Origin of the sequence: Pseudomonas sp. B37(2017) (assembly GCF_002112885.1) — a bacterium.
Taxonomy (GTDB): Bacteria; Pseudomonadota; Gammaproteobacteria; order Pseudomonadales; family Pseudomonadaceae; genus Aquipseudomonas; species Aquipseudomonas paraglycinae.
In genome coordinates, this window is sequence record NZ_NEIX01000004.1 from 128,456 (window position 1) to 145,818 (window position 17,363).

General features: G+C 61.2%; 15 protein-coding genes and 1 pseudogene. 8 read left to right on the forward strand and 8 right to left on the reverse strand.

The genetic code is table 11. The features are described 5' to 3' along the window. Nucleotides 1-2 precede the first annotated feature (2 nt). Nucleotides 3-587 carry a cob(I)yrinic acid a,c-diamide adenosyltransferase gene (locus CAF90_RS12500; RefSeq protein ID WP_085606626.1) on the forward strand — a complete coding sequence of 195 codons (585 nt, stop codon included), beginning with the start codon at nucleotides 3-5 and terminating at the stop codon, nucleotides 585-587. Nucleotides 588-724: 137 nt separating this feature from the next. Here CAF90_RS12500 and CAF90_RS12505 read toward each other — a convergent pair whose 3' ends face one another. From CAF90_RS12505 to secA, 4 genes are all read right to left on the reverse strand, one after another. Next, nucleotides 725-1,669, reverse strand: coding sequence for a Nudix family hydrolase (locus CAF90_RS12505; protein WP_085606627.1), 945 nt, complete (start codon nucleotides 1,667-1,669; stop codon nucleotides 725-727). Next, entirely contained in the window at nucleotides 1,666-2,298 is a 633-nt protein-coding gene (locus CAF90_RS12510) for a glutathione S-transferase family protein (RefSeq protein ID WP_085606629.1), read from the reverse strand. Before CAF90_RS12510 ends, CAF90_RS12505 begins: the two co-directional genes overlap by 4 nt. A 62-nt stretch (nucleotides 2,299-2,360) precedes the next feature. Beyond that, nucleotides 2,361-3,578: a bifunctional glutamate N-acetyltransferase/amino-acid acetyltransferase ArgJ gene (gene argJ / locus CAF90_RS12515; protein ID WP_085606632.1), complete on the reverse strand. Its 1,218-nt coding sequence runs from the start codon at nucleotides 3,576-3,578 to the stop codon at nucleotides 2,361-2,363. Nucleotides 3,579-3,700: 122 nt separating this feature from the next. Next, nucleotides 3,701-6,439 (reverse strand): preprotein translocase subunit SecA, encoded by a 2,739-nt coding sequence (gene secA / locus CAF90_RS12520; RefSeq protein ID WP_085606634.1) that lies wholly within the window; start codon nucleotides 6,437-6,439, stop codon nucleotides 3,701-3,703. Between the two features lie 307 nt (nucleotides 6,440-6,746). Between secA and CAF90_RS12525 the strand changes: the two genes are divergently transcribed. Further along, nucleotides 6,747-7,202, forward strand: a complete 456-nt coding sequence (locus CAF90_RS12525) for a DUF721 domain-containing protein (RefSeq protein WP_007951226.1) — start codon at nucleotides 6,747-6,749, stop codon at nucleotides 7,200-7,202. 10 nt (nucleotides 7,203-7,212) lie between these two features. On the opposite strand, the gene CAF90_RS12530 is transcribed toward CAF90_RS12525, so the two are convergent. Continuing rightward, nucleotides 7,213-8,700, reverse strand: coding sequence for a helicase HerA-like domain-containing protein (locus tag CAF90_RS12530; RefSeq protein ID WP_085607021.1), 1,488 nt, complete (start codon nucleotides 8,698-8,700; stop codon nucleotides 7,213-7,215). A gap of 188 nt (nucleotides 8,701-8,888) precedes the next feature. On the opposite strand from CAF90_RS12530, the pseudogene CAF90_RS29880 reads away from it, so the two are divergent. The 5 genes and pseudogenes from CAF90_RS29880 to CAF90_RS12550 form a co-directional block, all read left to right on the forward strand. Continuing rightward, nucleotides 8,889-9,920: pseudogene (locus CAF90_RS29880) on the forward strand (cache domain-containing protein); the annotation flags it as partial. 93 nt (nucleotides 9,921-10,013) lie between these two features. After that, on the forward strand, nucleotides 10,014-10,778 hold the full coding sequence (locus CAF90_RS29885) for a methyl-accepting chemotaxis protein (RefSeq protein WP_371915861.1): 765 nt from the start codon (nucleotides 10,014-10,016) through the stop codon (nucleotides 10,776-10,778). A 159-nt stretch (nucleotides 10,779-10,937) separates the two neighbouring features. Continuing rightward, on the forward strand, nucleotides 10,938-12,050 hold the full coding sequence (locus tag CAF90_RS12540) for a glycosyltransferase family 1 protein (RefSeq protein ID WP_085606638.1): 1,113 nt from the start codon (nucleotides 10,938-10,940) through the stop codon (nucleotides 12,048-12,050). Beyond that, nucleotides 12,043-12,819, forward strand: a complete 777-nt coding sequence (locus CAF90_RS12545) for a DUF2334 domain-containing protein (protein ID WP_085606640.1) — start codon at nucleotides 12,043-12,045, stop codon at nucleotides 12,817-12,819. The genes CAF90_RS12540 and CAF90_RS12545 overlap by 8 nt, the downstream gene beginning before the upstream one ends. Further along, nucleotides 12,816-13,814, forward strand: a complete 999-nt coding sequence (locus CAF90_RS12550) for a lysylphosphatidylglycerol synthase transmembrane domain-containing protein (protein ID WP_085606642.1) — start codon at nucleotides 12,816-12,818, stop codon at nucleotides 13,812-13,814. The genes CAF90_RS12545 and CAF90_RS12550 overlap by 4 nt, the downstream gene beginning before the upstream one ends. Here CAF90_RS12550 and CAF90_RS29560 read toward each other — a convergent pair. Together CAF90_RS29560 and purU are read right to left on the reverse strand one after the other, a co-directional pair. Then, nucleotides 13,798-13,974 (reverse strand): hypothetical protein, encoded by a 177-nt coding sequence (locus CAF90_RS29560; protein WP_007951232.1) that lies wholly within the window; start codon nucleotides 13,972-13,974, stop codon nucleotides 13,798-13,800. The genes CAF90_RS12550 and CAF90_RS29560 overlap by 17 nt on opposite strands. A gap of 133 nt (nucleotides 13,975-14,107) precedes the next feature. Then, nucleotides 14,108-14,956, reverse strand: coding sequence for a formyltetrahydrofolate deformylase (gene purU, locus CAF90_RS12555; RefSeq protein WP_007951233.1), 849 nt, complete (start codon nucleotides 14,954-14,956; stop codon nucleotides 14,108-14,110). A 339-nt stretch (nucleotides 14,957-15,295) separates the two neighbouring features. Here purU and mvaT point away from each other — a divergent pair, with 339 nt between their 5' ends. Next, on the forward strand, nucleotides 15,296-15,673 hold the full coding sequence (gene mvaT, locus CAF90_RS12560) for a histone-like nucleoid-structuring protein MvaT (protein ID WP_007951234.1): 378 nt from the start codon (nucleotides 15,296-15,298) through the stop codon (nucleotides 15,671-15,673). 101 nt (nucleotides 15,674-15,774) lie between these two features. On the opposite strand, the gene sbcB is transcribed toward mvaT, so the two are convergent. Next, on the reverse strand, nucleotides 15,775-17,205 hold the full coding sequence (gene sbcB / locus CAF90_RS12565) for an exodeoxyribonuclease I (protein WP_074688370.1): 1,431 nt from the start codon (nucleotides 17,203-17,205) through the stop codon (nucleotides 15,775-15,777). Nucleotides 17,206-17,363 lie beyond the last annotated feature (158 nt).

Consider the following 17,363-nt stretch of genomic DNA (forward strand, 5'->3'; position numbering starts at 1 on the left):
CCATGGGCTTTCGCTTGTCGAAGATCTACACCCGCACCGGCGACAAAGGCGAAACCGGACTCGGCGACGGCCGCCGGGTGCCCAAGGATCACCCGCGCATCGAGGCCATTGGCGAGGTCGATACGCTGAACAGTCAGGTCGGCGTACTGCTGGCCGGATTGATCGCCGAACGCGAAACCTGCCCCGGGCTCAATGAATTGATCGACGTGTTAGCGCCTTGCCAACATCGGTTGTTCAACCTTGGCGGTGAGCTGGCGATGCCGGAATATCAGGCACTCAACACAGCAGAAATCGAACGGCTGGAAGCGGCCATTGATGTGTGGAACGAGGAATTGGGGCCGCTGGAGAATTTCATTCTGCCGGGCGGTTCGATGCTGATTGCCCAAGCGCATGTCTGCCGCAGCCTGGCGCGCAGTGCCGAACGTCGTTGCCAGCATTTGAATGCGATCGAACCGTTGGCCGGGGTTGGCCTGGCGTATATCAATCGCTTGTCGGATCTGTTTTTTGTGGCGGCCAGGCTGATCGCCCGGCGTCAGGGTATTGCCGAGATTCTGTGGCAACCGGCGGCGAAACCTTCAGATCAGTAGCGACTGTCAGGACGCCTTCGTCGGAACGCCGCCCGGAGCAAGCCCGCTCCCACAGTTGATCGAGTTCTTCCTGTTGGAATGCACTCAACTGAGGGAGCGGGCTTGCTCGCGAAGGGGACGTCAGCCTCAATACAAAATCAGACCTCAGGCCAGAACGCCCGAATCCCCGCCACACCCTGAGCCCCGGCATCCCACGCTTTTTCGCGCTCCGCCGGGCCGACTCCGCCCAACAGAAACACCGGTTTGCTGAAGCCTTCGATCAGCGTCGAAGCCTGCTCCCAGCCCAACGGCTGTGCATCCGGGTGAGTCAGGGTCGGCTGCACCGGCGACAGGGTGACGAAATCCACGCCCATCTGCTCGGCCAGCGCCAGTTCTTCAGCGTTATGGCAGGACGCCGCCAGCCAGCGCTCTGCCGGCAGCGGACGCCCGGCTGCCGCGTACTTGCGCAGCTGCGCCGAGGTGATGTGCCAACCAGCGGCCGGGAAATCGCCCAGCCACTCGAACGGACCCTTGATCATCAACTGTGCCTTGCCGGCGCAGAGGCCGACCGCATCTACCGCCAGATCGCGGTACTTCGGGTCATAGCCATTGGGCGCACGCAACTGAATCAGTTTGATACCGCCGGCAATCGCCTTCTGGATGCCGCGCAGCAAAGCCGGGGTTTCCAGGTCTTCCGGGGTGATCAGGTATTCAGCGGGCAGACGCGCTGCCGCGACGATCGGCTGGTTGGCCGCCGGGAATTCGTAATCCGTCAGCTCCTTGGCCGAAACCCACGCCAATGGCTGGCCTTCGGCACCGTGGGGTTCGCCGGTGAAGCTCGAGACTTCCCAGACATCCAGCAACACCTGCTTGTCCGGGTAATCATGGCGCACCTTGATCAGCGGCCGGGCGGCACCGACGACGATGCCCAATTCTTCGTGCAGCTCGCGAGACAGCGCGGTTTGCACCGACTCATCGCCTTCGACCTTGCCACCGGGAAATTCCCAGAGGCCGCCCTGATGCTGGGTATCGGCACGGCGGGCGATCAGAATCTTGCCGCTGTCGTCACGAATGACGGCGGCGGCGACGTGTACACGTTTCACGACTGCAACTCCTCCAGTCCTGCCTTTTGCCAGGCCTTGAAGGCCGGCCATTGGTAGACGGTTTCAACATAGGCTTCATCATCGGCCGGCAACTTCACGTGATAGGTGCGCAAGCGCACGGCAATCGGTGCGAAGAACGCATCGGCCAGCGACACCCGACCAAACAGGTAAGGCCCAGGCTCGGTCGCGACGGCGCGGCATTCGGCCCACAGCGCGAGCATGCGCTCGACATCGAGCTTCACTTCCGGCGGCACCGGGTTGAGCGGCGCGTCGTGGCTCAGGTTGAACGGCATGTGGTTGCGCATGGCGAAGAAGCCGCTGTGCATCTGTGCGCAGGCGGATCGGGCCTGGGCGCGGGCGGCGATATCGGTCGGCCAGAGTTGTTCGGAAGGAAACTGTTCGGCCAGGTATTCGGCAATCGCCAGAGAATCGGCGACGGTGCCACGGGCGGTTTTCAGCAGCGGCACCTTGGCGGTCGGCGAGTGCGCCAGCAGCCGCTCACGGGTGTCGGGTTTGCCGAGTTTGACCAGTTCTTCGGTGTAGGGCGCGCCGGTCAGTTCAAGCGCCAGCGCCGCGCGCAGGGACCAGGAGGAAAGCAGTTTGTCGCCGATGATCAGGTGAAGGCTCATGTTCGGGTCCTTTCATGGGACAGAAGAAAAGGAGGTCCGCAGACCTCCCTCTTCGGCAGGGATCAGGTGCGGTATTCGGCGTTGATCTTCACGTACTCGTGGGACAGGTCGGTGGTCCAGATGGTTTCGCTGCAATCGCCGCGACCCAGTTCGATACGGATGGTGATTTCTTCCTGCTGCATCACTGCCGAGCCCTGGGCTTCGGTGTAGGTCGCGGCGCGGGCGCCACGGCTTGCGATGCACACGTCGCCGAGGAACACGTCGATCTTGCTCACGTCCAGATCCGGCACGCCGGCACGGCCGACGGCGGCGAGGATGCGGCCCCAGTTCGGGTCGGACGCAAACAGTGCAGTCTTGATCAGCGGCGAGTGGGCCACGGTGTAGCCGACGTCCAGGCATTCCTGGTGATTGCCGCCGCCGTTGACTTCAACGGTCACGAACTTGGTCGCGCCTTCGCCGTCACGCACGATGGCCTGAGCCACGTCCATGCACACTTCGAATACGGCCTGTTTCAGCTTGGCGAACAGCTCGCCTTCGGCACGGGTGATTTCCGGCAGCGCAGCCTTGCCGGTGGCGATCAGCATGCAGCAGTCGTTGGTCGAGGTGTCGCCGTCGATGGTGATGCGGTTGAACGACTTGTTGGCGCCGTCCAGCATCAGGTTGTGCAACACATCGCGGGAGACTTTGGCGTCGGTGGCGATGTAACCGAGCATGGTCGCCATGTTCGGACGGATCATGCCCGCGCCCTTGCTGATGCCGGTGACGGTGATGGTCACGCCGTCATGCTGGAACTGGCGGCTGGCGCCTTTTGGCAGGGTGTCGGTGGTCATGATGCCGGTGGCGGCAGCTTCCCAGTTGTTTTCCGACAGATCGTCCAGTGCGGCCTGCAAGGCGCCTTCGATTTTCTCAACCGGCAGCGGCTCGCCGATCACGCCGGTGGAGTACGGCAGGATCTGGCTGGCATCCACGCCGGTCAGCTCAGCCAGTTTGGCGGTGGTGCGCTCGGCGGCAGCCAGGCCCGGTTCGCCGGTGCCGGCGTTGGCATTGCCGGTGTTGGTCAACAGGTAGCGTACCGGGTTCTGCACGCGCTTCTTGGCCAGGATCACCGGCGCTGCACAGAAAGCGTTCAACGTGAACACGCCCGCCACGGTGGAACCTTCGGCGCAACGCATCACGACGACATCCTTGCGCCCCGGGCGCTTGATGCCGGCCGAAGCGATACCGAGTTCAAAACCGGCAACCGGGTGCAACGTTGGCAAAGGACCAAGACCAACAGCCATGAATGCGCTCCTTACTCAATGATGTCAGCACCGCCAAGCGTAGTGACGGTGGTGTAAATGGCAAAACGCCGCGACGGCTGGTGCCGGTCGCGGCGCGGGTATTTCAGCGATTGAAACGGGTTTTACTGGATCTGCCCGTGGCAATGCTTGAATTTCTTGCCCGAACCGCAGTAGCACAGTTCGTTGCGGCCCAGCTTCTGCTCGTTGCGAACCGGGGCGGTGGCGAGGGCCACATCGACCTCTTCACCGACCAGTTCCGGTTGCGCTTCCAGGCCAGGAGCCTCGGCGTGTTCGAACTGCATGCGGGCGCCCAGTGCTTCGGCTTCCTGACGCAGGCGTTGCTCTTCCTCGGCCGGATCTTCGCGGCGAACCTGAACGTGCGACAGCACGCGGATCGAGTCGCGCTTGATCGAATCCAGCAGCTCGGAGAACAGCGTGAAGGACTCGCGCTTGTATTCCTGCTTCGGGTTCTTCTGCGCATAACCACGCAGGTGGATGCCGTGACGCAGGTGATCCATGGTCGACAGGTGGTCTTTCCACAGGTCGTCCAGAACGCGCAGCACGATCTGCTTCTCAAAGGAACGCAGAGCTTCGGCGCCCGCCTGGTCTTCTTTTTCGTTGTACGCGGCGATCAGCTCGTTCATCAGCTTCTCGCGCAGGGTTTCTTCGTACAGGTGATCGTCTTCGTCGAGCCATTGCTGGATCGGCAGTTTCACGCCGAAGTCGCTGGCGATCGACGCTTCCAGACCGGCTACGTCCCACTGCTCTGGCAGCGATTGCGGCGGAATGTGCGCGCTGACGGTGGCGTTCAGGACGTCCTGACGGAAATCAGCGATGGTCTCGCCGATGTTGTCCGCAGCCAGCAACGTGTTACGCATGTGATAGATCACTTTACGCTGTTCGTTGTTGACGTCGTCGAACTCGAGCAGTTGCTTGCGGATGTCGAAGTTGCGGCCTTCAACCTTGCGCTGTGCCTTCTCGATGGCGTTGGTCACCATGCGGTGCTCGATCGCTTCACCGGACTGCATGCCCAGGGCTTTCATGAAGTTCTTCACCCGGTCAGAGGCGAAAATGCGCATCAGGCTGTCTTCCAGCGACAGGTAGAAGCGGCTGGAACCGGCGTCACCCTGACGGCCGGCACGGCCACGCAGCTGGTTGTCGATACGGCGGGATTCGTGACGCTCGGAGGCGATCACCTGCAGACCGCCGGACTCCAGCACTTGCTGGTGACGCTTCTGCCAGTCGGCCTTGATCTGGGCGATCTGCTCAGGGGTCGGGTTTTCCAGCGACGCGACTTCAACTTCCCAGTTGCCGCCCAACAGGATGTCGGTACCACGACCGGCCATATTGGTAGCAATGGTCAGTGCGCCCGGACGACCGGCCTGCGCGATGATTTCAGCTTCTTTTTCGTGGAACTTGGCGTTCAGGACCTTGTGTTCGATGCCTTCCTTCTCAAGCAATGCGGACATGTGCTCGGAGGTTTCGATGGTCGCAGTACCCACCAGCACCGGACGGCCGGCAGCCATGCTTTCCTTGATGTCGTTGACGATCGCCGCGTATTTCTCTTCGGCGGTCAGGAACACCAGGTCGTTGTAATCCTTACGGGCCAACGGCTTGTTGGTCGGGATCACGATGACCGGCAGGCCATAGATCTGATGGAATTCGAACGCTTCGGTGTCGGCCGTACCGGTCATGCCGGACAGTTTTTCGTACAGACGGAAGTAGTTCTGGAACGTGGTCGATGCCAGGGTCTGGCTCTCGGCCTGGATGTTCAGGTTTTCCTTGGCTTCGATGGCCTGGTGCAGGCCTTCGGACAGACGACGGCCCGGCATGGTACGACCGGTGTGTTCGTCGACCAGTACGACCTGACCGTCCTGCACGATGTATTCGACGTTGCGGTGGAACAGTTTGTGCGCACGCAGACCGGCGTAGACGTGAGTCAGCAGGCTCAGGTTGTGCGCCGAGTACAGGCTCTCGCCCTCGGCCAGCAGACCGATGCTGGTCAGCTGGTCTTCGATGAACTGGTGACCGGCTTCGTTGAGTTCGACCTGACGGGTCTTCTCGTCAACGGTGTAATGGCCTTCCTGGGTGACTTCGCCTTCGACTTCTTCGACGTGCAGCTTGAGTTTCGGGATCAGCTTGTTGATCTCGATGTACAGCTTGGAGCTGTCCTCGGCCTGACCGGAAATGATCAGCGGAGTACGCGCTTCGTCGATGAGGATGGAGTCGACTTCGTCGATCACGGCAAAGTTGAGTTCGCGCTGGAATTTCTCTTCCATGCTGAACGCCATGTTGTCGCGCAGGTAGTCGAACCCGAATTCGTTGTTGGTGCCGTAGGTGATGTCGGCGGCGTAGGCGGCGCGCTTCTCTTCCGGCGGCTGGAACGGCGTCACGATGCCGACGGTCAGGCCGAGGAATTCATACAGCGGGCGCATCCAGTTGGCGTCACGGCGGGCCAGGTAGTCGTTCACGGTCACAACGTGCACGCCCTTGCCGGACAGCGCGTTGAGGTAAACACCCAGGGTACCCACCAGCGTCTTGCCTTCACCGGTACGCATTTCGGCGATCCGGCCTTCATGCAGGGTCATGCCGCCGATAAGTTGGACGTCGAAGTGGCGCATGCCCATGACGCGCTTGCCGGCTTCGCGGGCGACCGCAAAGGCTTCGGGCAACAGCTTGTCGAGGGTCTCCCCCTTGGCAATGCGGTCCTTGAACTCTGCGGTCTTGGCGCGCAGTTGATCGTCCGAGAGGGCGACCATCTTCTCTTCGAAGGCATTGACGAGCTGCACCGTCTTGAGCATGCGTTTGACTTCACGCTCGTTCTTGCTTCCAAAAAGTTTCTTTAACAAAGGCGCAAACATATCGGCAGGATCTTCCACACTAAAGGGATGGAGGGCGGCCCCGTGAGTCGCCCGTGCAGCCCTCATGGCCGCATGCGAACGAGCATTCTACCCGGAAACGGTGGTGAGGAAAGTGGGGATATTCCACGATGCTGGCACTGCGCTTTGACGGGGCTCACTTAAAATAGGGGCGTTTTGCTCAACTTCAAGCCGTACAGCAAAGAAGTTAGTCGTTGATTTAATGGGCAAAGCAGGGACAAAAGCAATGGGCGAGTGAAATGGGTGCCATCTGCTACCATGGCGCCTCTGTCACTTCAGGTCCTAGATCATGGCATTTCGCCCTCTCACAGCCAGAGCGCCCGCCGTTCTGCTACGCGAAGCCAGGCCGTTGAAAGCCATCCTCGGTCATGCGCAACGCCTGGCCCATCTGCAACGTCTGCTCGAAAGCCAACTGCAACCCGCCGCCCGTGAACATTGCCACGTGGCCAAGTGGCGCGAAGGCGAACTGTTGCTGATTGTCACCGACGGCCATTGGGCCACGCGCCTGCGCTATCAGCAGAAACGTCTGCAACGGCAACTGCAGATGTTCGACGAGTTCGCCAATCTGACGCGGATCAAGTTCGCCGTGCGGCCACCGACCATCCAGCGCGAGGCGAGCGGGCCGACGATCGACCTGTCGACGGATGCGGCGGCGACCATCCAGGCCACCGCCGACGGGATCAGCGATCCGAATCTGCGAGCGGCACTGGAGCGACTGGCCGCCCACGCCAAACCCAAAACCTGAGCCTTGTTGATCAGCGGCGTTTGCTGCCGCCGAGCAATGACCCCATCAGACCGCGCACCAACTGTTTACCCAGCGAATTCGCCGCCTGACGCATCGCCGACTTGAGCGCCTGCCCCGCCGCCGTGCCGAGGAATTCTCCGGCCTTGTCCGCCAGACTCGGCTCTTCAGCGGCCGGTTTGCCCGGCGCCGCTTCCGCCTCCGGCGCCAGCCCCTTGCGACCCATCAGGATTTCATAGGCCGACTCGCGGTCGATCGGCTTGTCATAACGGCCCTTGAACGGCGAACCGGCAATCAGCATCGTGCGCTCGGTCTCGGTCAACGGCCCGATCCGCGATTGCGGCGGCGCCACCAGCACTCGCTGAACCATTTCCGGCGTGCCCTTCTCCTGCAAGGTGCCAACCAGGGCTTCGCCAATCCCGAGCTCGGTGAGCACCGACAACGTGTCAAATGCCGGATTCGGCCGAAAGCCGTCCGCCACCGCCCGCAGGGACTTCTGTTCCTTGGCGGTAAACGCGCGCAGGCCGTGTTGTATCCGCAGTCCCAGTTGCGCCAGCACATCGTCCGGCAGATCGCCCGGCGACTGGGTGACGAAATACACGCCCACGCCTTTGGAACGGATCAGCCGCACCACTTGCTCCAAGCGCTCTTGCAGAGCCTTGGGCGTATCGCCGAACAACAAATGTGCCTCATCGAAAAACAGCGCCAACAACGGTTTGTCGGCATCGCCGCGCTCCGGCAGTTGCTCGAACAGCTCGGCCAGCAGCCACAGCAGGAAAGTCGCGTAGACCTTCGGCGCCTCATGCACCAGACGACTGGCATCGAGCAAATGGATGCGCCCGCGACCGTCAGCGGTCGGCTGCAGAATGTCTTCCAGTTGCAGCGCCGGTTCACCGAACAACGCTTCGGCGCCCTGCTGCTCCAGCGTCGCCAGACGCCGCAACAGTGCCTGGCTGGAACCGGTGGTGAACAGCGCGGCGTCTTCGCCCAGCAGCTGCGGATTGTCCTTGAGGTGATTGAGCAGCGCTTTCAGGTCTTTGAGATCCAGCAGCAACAGGCCTTCGCGATCCGCCACCTTGAACGCCGCGTACAACGCCGATTGCTGGCTGTCGGTCAGTTCCAGCAAGGCGCCAATCAGCAGCGGACCCATTTCACTCAACGTCGTGCGCAACGGATGACCGGACTGACCGTGAATGTCCCACAAGGTCACGGGATACGCCTGAGGCGTGTGCTTGAGCCACGGCATGCCGGCGATGCGCTCGGCGATCTTGCCCTGAGGGTTGCCGGCAGCACCGAGGCCGCACAGGTCGCCCTTGACGTCGGCGGCGAACACCGCGACCCCGGCGTCGCTGAACGCCTCGGCCAGACGCTGCAAAGTAACGGTCTTGCCGGTACCGGTTGCGCCGGCGACCAGTCCGTGACGGTTGGCCAGGCGCATGGCCTGGGCGATCGGTTGCCCGGCGAGGTCGGCGCCGATTGTGAGTTGCGAAGATTCAGGCATTTGGTCACCCAATGGTTAATCTTTGATCGAGCATGGCCGATAGCTAAAGGTGACAGATGCGACTGACATCCGCATCGGAGATTTCCCTAAGGAGAAGCGGAAATACCTGCTTGTACCCATCAAGCCCACCTGGCGAGTATCTATAGAAGCACGCCCTGAATAATAAGACCTTAGCGGAACCCCAAGCCATGAACAAAAATCTGCGTTTCAGCCATAAAATCCTGCTTGCCGCCGCCCTCATCGTCATTGCCGCCTTCGCCTCGTTCACGCTGTACAACGACTGGTTGCAGCGCAATGCGATCCGCGAGGACCTGGACAATTACCTCAACGAGATGGGCGAGGTCACAGCCGACAACATCCAGACCTGGCTCAGCGGGCGCATCCTGCTGATCGAGAACGCTGCCCAGAACATCGCGATCAACCCCGATCCTGCCGCCGTTGCCAGTCTGCTGGAACAGAAAGCCCTGACGTCGACCTTCATGGCGTCCTACCTCGGCGATGCCACCGGGCACTTCACCATCCGCCCGGATGCGAAGATGCCGGACGGTTTCGATCCGCGCGTTCGCCCTTGGTATAAAGGTGCCGAAAGCAGCAGCACCTCGACCCTGACCGAACCGTACATCGACGCGGCCACCGGCCAGACCATCATTTCCATCGCCACCGCCGCGAAAAAGGCCGGCCAGAGCGTGGGTGTGGTGGGCGGCGACCTGAGCCTGCAAACCCTGATCAACACCCTCAGCGCCCGGGACTTCTCCGGCATGGGCTACGCGTTCCTGGTCAGCGCCGACGGCAAGATCCTGGTGCACCCGGACAAGGCCCTGGTGATGAAGTCACTGAAGGAAGCCTATCCGCAGGACACCCCGCGCATCAGCAGCGACTTCAGTGAAGTCACCGTCGACGGCAAGACCCGCATCGTCAACTTCACCCCGATCAAGGGCCTGCCGTCGGTGAACTGGTACATCGGTCTGTCGGTGGACAAAGACAAAGCCTTCTCGATGCTCAGCGAATTCCGCGCTTCGGCCGTGATCGCGACCGTGATTGCCGTGGCGATCATCATTGCCCTGCTCGGCATGCTGATCCGTATCCTGATCCAGCCGCTGCACGTGATGACCCGCGCCATGGAAGACATCGCCGACGGCGAAGGCGACCTGACCAAGCGCCTGACCATCCAGAACCAGGACGAATTCGGCGTACTCGGCACCGCGTTCAACCGTTTTGTCGAACGTATCCACGGCTCGATCCGCGAAGTGTCGTCGGCCACCGGCCAGGTCAACGAAGTCGCCCTGCGCGTGGTCGCGGCCTCGAACTCGTCGATGTACAACTCCGACCAGCAAGCCTCGCGCACCAACAGCGTGGCCGCCGCGATCAACCAGCTCGGCGCCGCCGCCCAGGAAATCGCCCGTAACGCCGCCCAGGCCTCGTCCCAGGCCAGCGACGCCCGTGGCCTGGCCGAAGACGGTCAGCAAGTGGTGGATCGCAGCATCAAGGCGATGAACCAGCTGTCGAGCATGCTCAGCGCATCGAGCAGCAATATCGAATCGCTGAACAGCAAGACCGTGAACATCGGCCAGATCCTGGAAGTGATCACCAGCATTTCCCAGCAGACCAACCTGCTGGCGCTCAACGCGGCCATCGAGGCAGCACGTGCCGGTGAAGCCGGGCGCGGTTTTGCGGTGGTGGCGGACGAAGTGCGCAACCTCGCCCACCGCACCCAGGAATCGGCACAACAGGTGCAGACCATGATCGAGGAGCTGCAAGTCGGCGCCCGCGAATCCGTCAGCACCATGAGCGACAGCCAGCGCCACAGCCAGGACAGCGTGGACATCGCCAACCTCGCCGGCGAGCGCCTGAACAGCGTGACCCAGCGCATTGGTGAAATCGACGGGATGAACCAGTCGGTGGCCACCGCGACCGAGGAACAGACGGCTGTGGTCGAGTCGATCAACGTGGATATCACCGAGATCAATACGCTGAACCAGGAAGGTGTCGAGAACTTGCAGGCGACGTTGCGGGCTTGCTCGGATCTGGAGCAGCAGGCTTCGCGCTTGAAGCAACTGGTTGGCAGCTTCCGCATTTAAAGCCGCTCTGCCGGTCGTTTTCGTCGGTGCGCTACCCTCCGACGAAGACGACCGACAATCCCTCCGAAACCGGCCTTGCACCCCACCGCGAAACCCCGACCGAACATCTATTCTTGATAAAGGTCAACCAAGGGAGATCAACGCGGAGGGACGTTCACCGTGCATATCGCCGACATCACCATGTTCTACGCCCCGGCCAGCGGTGGCGTGCGCACCTATCTGGATGCCAAGCACCGTCGGCTGGGGGTCAAGCCCGGCATCCGCCACAGCCTGCTGATTCCCGGCGCGGATTTCGGCGAACGTGATGGCGTCTATACGGTTCCCGCCCCCGCCCTGCCCTTCGGCAAGGGCTATCGTTTTCCCCTGCGCCTGGCCCCTTGGCGAAACGTCCTGCAGGAGCTGCAACCCGATCTGATCGAAGTCGGCGACCCGTACCTCACCGCCTGGGCCGCGCTCGATGCGCGTCGGCAGCTGGATGTGCCGGTGATCGGCTTCTATCACTCCGACCTGCCGCTACTAGTGGGCAACCGCATGGGCCACTGGGTCACGCCGAATATCGATGCGTATGTGCGCAAGTTGTACGGCAATTTCGACCGGGTGCTGGCGCCCAGCCTGGTCATGGCCGACAAGCTCAGCGGACTGGGCGTGCGCAATGTCTTCGTGCAACCGCTGGGCGTTGATCTGCACACCTTCCATCCGGATGCCCGCGATGCCGGACTGCGCAGCGAGCTGGGGATTGCCGAGGACACGCGCCTGCTGATCTTCGCCGGTCGCGGTTCCAAGGAGAAAAACCTGCCAGTGCTGCTCGATTGCATGAAACGCCTGGGCCCGCGCTATCACCTGTTGCTGGTCGGCTCGTCGATGCCGGCGTCCGTCCCGGACAACGTCAGCGTGATCGACCGGTTCTGCCCGGCCGCGCAGGTCGCGCGGCTGATGGCCAGTGCCGACGCGCTGATCCACGCCGGCGATCAGGAAACCTTCGGTCTGGTGATTCTGGAGGCCATGGCCTGCTGCATTCCGGTAGTGGCGGTGGCGGCCGGGGCGTTCGAGGAAATCGTCAGCGAATCCTGCGGCCTGCTCTGCGCGCCGAACAATGCGCAAGCCATGGCCAATGCCGTGCGCGAACTGTTCAGTCGCGGGACTGGCGTACTCGGTCAACAGGCACGCCAACATGTCGAACGGCATTACGCCTGGGACACGGTGGTCGACAGCCTGCTGGGGCATTATCACGCCGTACTTGGCGATTCGGTTCCGCGGGTGGCCAATGGCTGAATCTCACGAGCGTCCGACGCTAATGCTGGTGCTGCATGACGTGGCGCCTTCCACGTGGGCCGATTATCGAGCGTTCGTCGAAGCCGTTGACCGATTGGGCAACGTCCCGATGACGTGGCTGGTGGTCCCGGATTTCCATCGACACGATGCACTTGAAGGCCATCCAGCGTTTTGTCGAATGCTCGACGAGCGCGTCGCTCGCGGCGATGAACTGGCCCTGCACGGTCATTTTCATGAAGACACCGAACCCGGCCCGCGCACGGCGCGCGACTGGTTCATGCGCCGGGTCTACACCCATGAAGGCGAGTTCTATCAACTTTCCCGTGAAGCCGCCCTCGCCCGCCTGCGCCCAGGCATCGATTTGTTTCGGCGCCACGACTGGCCGCTGCACGGTTTCGTCGCCCCCGCCTGGTTGATGAGCGCCGGCACGCGCCAGGCACTGCGCGAATTGCCGCTGCGCTACACCAGCGATCGGCAGCATTTTTATCACTTGCCGGATTTCACTGCGGTCGAGGCTCCGGGACTGGTGTGGAGCGCACGCAGCGCCTGGCGTCGCGGCATGTCAAAGGTCATCAGCGAACAGCGTGAGCAGCGCTGGCGTCAGGCGCCGGTGATTCGTCTAGGCTTGCACCCGGTGGACATGCGCCACCGGTTTTCCCGGGATTACTGGTGGCGCACCCTTGAACGACTGTTGGCGGACGGACGCGTGCCCATGACCAAAATCGACTGGCTGACGCGCCAGCAAACTCAAGCCGAGCGTGCCGCTTGAGCCGCGGCATTCTATTGATGATCGGCCTGCTGGTGGCCGTGGCGGTGCCCGTCCTGCTCGGGGGCGGCGAAACCTGGGAGCGCCTGCAGGCCTTTCCGCTGCGCTGGCTGTTGATCATGTTCGCCATGGTTCTGCTGTGCTGGGGCATCAACACCTTGCGTCTGCGGCTGCTGCTCGGCGATCAGCGTGACCGGGTCACGCCCGTCAAAAGCCTCGGGGTGGTGATGGCCGCCGAATTTGCCTGGTGCGCCACGCCCGGCGGCAGCGGTGGGCCGTTGACGATCATGGCGCTGCTGGCCCGCAGCGGCGTGCGCCCGGCCCGGGGCAGCGCCGTGTTTGCGATGGATCAGTTGAGCGATCTGCTGTTTTTTCTCTGCGCCCTGATCGGAATTCTGATCTACGCGTTGTTCCAGCATCTCAGCGACCGTATGGAATGGTTGCTGATCGTCAGTGCCCTGTCGTTGACCGGTGGCCTGTTCAGTTGCGTGCTGGTCGCGCGCTATCACCGTCGCTTGATTCGCCTGAGCGGGCGCCTGCTGGCCGGGATGAACGTCGAACCCCGCACTCGACGGCGCTGGGCGCGGCAGTTGCTGCACTTTCTGGCCGCTTTCACCGATGCGCTGAAATTGCCGTGGCAGACATTGATCAAGGTGTTCGTTCTGACCTGCGTGCACTGGTCGCTGCGATACAGTGTGCTGTATCTGGCGTTGCGCGGGCTGGGGGCGGATGTGCAGTGGGCCTGGACGTTTCTGATCCAGATGCTTTCGCTGGGTGCGGGGCAATTCAGCCTGTTGCCGGGAGGTGCCGGTGCAGCGGAATTGACCTCGGCGGCGCTGCTGGCGCCGATGGTCGGCAAATCGACCGCGGCGGCGGCGATCCTGATCTGGCGGGTGGTGACGTTTTACTTCTATCTGCTGGTCGGTGGTCCGGTGTTTCTATTGATGCTGGGCCGGCCGTTGCTGAAAAAGCTGCTGAGCGTCAGACAGGCTTCTTGAGGTCATCCTCTTCGTCCTTGAGTTGTTCCCACAGTTCGGCAGCGCCGGGAAACTCCGTGCCGTCCTCCGGGCTCAGGTCATCCGGGTCATAGCGGCTCAAGCAGCCCTCGCCGAGGGTGGCGGGTGCCTTGGAAGTGGCTTTGTCCAGTGGATCGCTCATCGATATGTCCTCAAGGTCCGTGGATCGTTCCCACGCTCTGCGTGGGAACGCAGCCCGGGACGCTCTGCGTCCCAAAGCAGACGCGGAGCGTCTGAAGAGGCGTTCCCACGCAGAGCGTGGGAACGATCGTGAATCAGAACACCACGGTCTTGTTACCGTGCACCAGCACGCGGTCTTCCAGGTGATAACGCAGACCACGGGCCAGCACCATCTTCTCGACGTCACGGCCGAAACGCACCATGTCTTCGATGCTGTCGCTGTGGCTGACGCGTACTACGTCCTGCTCGATGATCGGGCCGGCATCCAGCTCTTCGGTCACGTAGTGGCAGGTCGCACCGATCAGCTTCACGCCGCGCATCGAAGCCTGGTGGTACGGCTTGGCACCGACGAACGACGGCAGGAAGCTGTGGTGAATGTTGATGACTTTGTGCGCATATTCGCGGCACATGTCCGGCGGCAGGATCTGCATGTAGCGCGCCAGCACCACCACTTCGGCGTCGTGGTGCTTGACCAGACGCGACACTTCATCGAAGGCCGGTTGCTTGTCCTGCGGATTGACCGGCACGTGGTAATAAGGAATGCCGTGCCACTCGACCATGCTGCGCAGGTCGTCGTGGTTGGAGATCACGCAGGAAATCTCGCAATCGAGTTCATCACTGTGCCAGCGGTGCAGCAGGTCAGCCAGGCAGTGGGATTCGCGGCTGGCCATCAGCACCACGCGTTTTTTCTGCTCGGTGTCGGTGATGCGCCAGTCCATCGAGAACTCTTCGGCGATCGGTGCAAACTTCTCGCGCAACACCTCGATACCAAAAGGCAGGGAATCGGCACGGATTTCGTGACGCATGAAGAACCAGCCGACCTGGTTATCCGAGTGGTGGCTCGCTTCGGTGATCCAGCCATTGTGGGCCGCCAGAAAGTTACTGACTTTGGCAACGATGCCAACGCGGTCCGGGCAAGAAATCACCAGCCGAAAAGTGCGCATGAGGGGGAAACTCCAGAACTTCGCAAAGGCGGCCATTCTAGCGACTGCGCGGGAAAACTGCAGTATTGATGACCCTCGGAGCCTCACGGCAGCCCGTCGCAGCTTTTTTGACGCTGGCAAACGCCAGAATGATGGCGCAGTAATAGCCATGCATGAACAGGCTTGTGTGAATATCTGTGAAGACTCCATCACATTATTTAACTGAACATCCAATTCACGGCTTTTCAACGTAACTAATTCAAATAAAAACCCCGGTTAAATGTTTACTTGATGAAACAGCCTGACTATTATTGCCGCACTGTCCCCTGCCATCGCGCACTCCCACATAAGGTAGTAATCATGTCCTTGATCAACGAATATCGTGCCACCGAAGAAGCTATCAAAGAGCTGCAAGCCCGTTTGAAGAACCTGTCGCAAGACGACAAACTGCAAGCCGAGCTGGAATTCGAAGGCAAACTGCGCACACTGATGGGCGAATATTCCAAATCCCTGCGCGACATCATCGCGCTGCTGGATCCAGAGTCCAAAACCAAAGCACCACGTGGCGGCGCAGCCAAAACTACCGGCACCAAGCGTGCTCGCAAAGTTAAACAATACAAAAACCCGCACAACGGCGAAGTCATCGAAACCAAAGGTGGCAACCACAAAACTCTGAAAGAGTGGAAAGCCAAGTGGGGCGGTGACGTGGTTGAAGGCTGGGCTACCCTGCTGGGCTAAGCCGCAACCCTTGTCGCAGAGCGCTTCTGTGACATAAAAAAACGCCAGCGAATGCTGGCGTTTTTTTATGCCCGGCATTCAAGCGCCGGACATGTTCGATTTCAAAGATCCAAACGTTTGCGTAATGCCTGGACATAGTTCTGCCATTCAACCAACACCTCGGCCTGCATCGGCGCAGCACTAAGCAGCCATTGCTCCATGGCCTCGGCAAAAGATTGCAAGGTATTAGGGGCGCCCCACTCCGGCGCGGACAAGCGTTGCCGGCAAAAGATTTTCCAGCGTTCTTGCTCTTCGAAATTCAACGTATCGGGAAAGTTACGTGCTCGATATCGAAACAACAATTCAGGCAAACGTTCATCATCGAACGGCCATTGCTCTCGCGCCAATTGAGCAGGATCGGTCGCCCTCACTTGCTCACATAAACGACGATCGCGATCACCGATAAATCCGTCGTACAACTGTTGTTCGGGATCTTCACTCGAGGCGAAATCTTCGCTGGCATAAATCGCCGAGACTTTATCTTTCCAAACTTGTTGTGCGTCACTTAGTCGCAATGCACGCGCCTGATACAACGCCATGTCCAGACCCAGACGCTGCTGATCTTCAGCTCTCAGCACCGCCAACGGCGCCACCACCGGGCACTTGTTGATGTGAATAAGCTTGAGCGGTACCGGCAACTCGCCTTCGGCCAGATCGTCGCGCCGGGTATACAGGCGCTGACGCAATGTTTCGGCATCGAGGTCGAGCAGCCCCTGCGGATCCAGGTGCAGATCACACACAATCAGCGCGTTCTTGTTGCGCGGATGCCAGGCCAGCGGCAGCACCACGCCGACATAACTGCGCGCAGCGGAGAAACGGCCGGAAATGTGCACCATCGGCTGCAACAGGCGAATTTGATCCATGACCTTCTGTTTACTGCGCAACTGGAACAGCCAGTCATACAGCTTCGGCTGCTTCTCGCGGATCAACCGGGCCAGAGCAATGGTGGCGCGCACGTCCGACAGGGCTTCGTGCGCATTGCCGTGATCGATGTTGTTGGCGGCGGTCAAGCGCTCGAGCTTGAGCGTCACCTTGCCCTCGTCATCGGTCGGCCAAACCAGCCCGTCCGGGCGCAACGCATAGGCGGCGCGCACTACATCGATCAGATCCCAGCGACTGTTGCCGCCCTGCCATTCACGGGCATAGGGATCGAAAAAGTTGCGGTACAGGCTGTAGCGGGTCATCTCGTCGTCGAAGCGCAGGGTGTTGTACCCCGCACCGCAAGTGCCGGGTGCCGCGAGCTGGGCGTGAACACGGGTCATGAAATCAGCTTCGCTCAAGCCCTGTTCGGCGAGACGACTCGGGGTGATGCCGGTGATCGCGCACGCCGCCGGGTGCGGCAGGATGTCTTCGCTGGGCTGGCAGTAGAGATTGACCGGCGCGTCGATTTCGTTGAGTTCGTGGTCGGTGCGGATCCCGGCCACCTGCAACGGGCGGTCGCATCGGGGATTGATGCCGGTGGTTTCGTAGTCGTACCAGAAAATGGAAGTCACGGGCGGTTCCTGAACTGAAGATCGGCAAAGTCTAGGCGTTCGACTGCGGTCGCGGCCAGCGCCGCATCATTCAGTCACCTTTGGTTGAAGGATGTGTATGACATAGTTATGTCGTTTCCCCCCGAGAGACTGCTAGCATCGGACGCACTTGCATCCCG

Bases quoted from the DNA above. Each gene is read 5' to 3' on its own strand.
- CAF90_RS12525 (WP_007951226.1), top strand. From the start codon at position 6,747: ATGGCATTTCGCCCTCTCACAGCCAGAGCGCCCGCCGTTCTGCTACGC.
- purU (WP_007951233.1), bottom strand. From the start codon at position 14,956: ATGCGCACTTTTCGGCTGGTGATTTCTTGCCCGGACCGCGTTGGCATC.
- CAF90_RS29885 (WP_371915861.1), top strand. From the start codon at position 10,014: ATGTACAACTCCGACCAGCAAGCCTCGCGCACCAACAGCGTGGCCGCC.
- CAF90_RS29560 (WP_007951232.1), bottom strand. From the start codon at position 13,974: ATGAGCGATCCACTGGACAAAGCCACTTCCAAGGCACCCGCCACCCTC.
- mvaT (WP_007951234.1), top strand. From the start codon at position 15,296: ATGTCCTTGATCAACGAATATCGTGCCACCGAAGAAGCTATCAAAGAG.
- secA (WP_085606634.1), bottom strand. From the start codon at position 6,439: ATGTTTGCGCCTTTGTTAAAGAAACTTTTTGGAAGCAAGAACGAGCGT.
- argJ (WP_085606632.1), bottom strand. From the start codon at position 3,578: ATGGCTGTTGGTCTTGGTCCTTTGCCAACGTTGCACCCGGTTGCCGGT.
- CAF90_RS12510 (WP_085606629.1), bottom strand. From the start codon at position 2,298: ATGAGCCTTCACCTGATCATCGGCGACAAACTGCTTTCCTCCTGGTCC.
- CAF90_RS12545 (WP_085606640.1), top strand. From the start codon at position 12,043: ATGGCTGAATCTCACGAGCGTCCGACGCTAATGCTGGTGCTGCATGAC.
- CAF90_RS12500 (WP_085606626.1), top strand. From the start codon at position 3: ATGGGCTTTCGCTTGTCGAAGATCTACACCCGCACCGGCGACAAAGGC.
- CAF90_RS12530 (WP_085607021.1), bottom strand. From the start codon at position 8,700: ATGCCTGAATCTTCGCAACTCACAATCGGCGCCGACCTCGCCGGGCAA.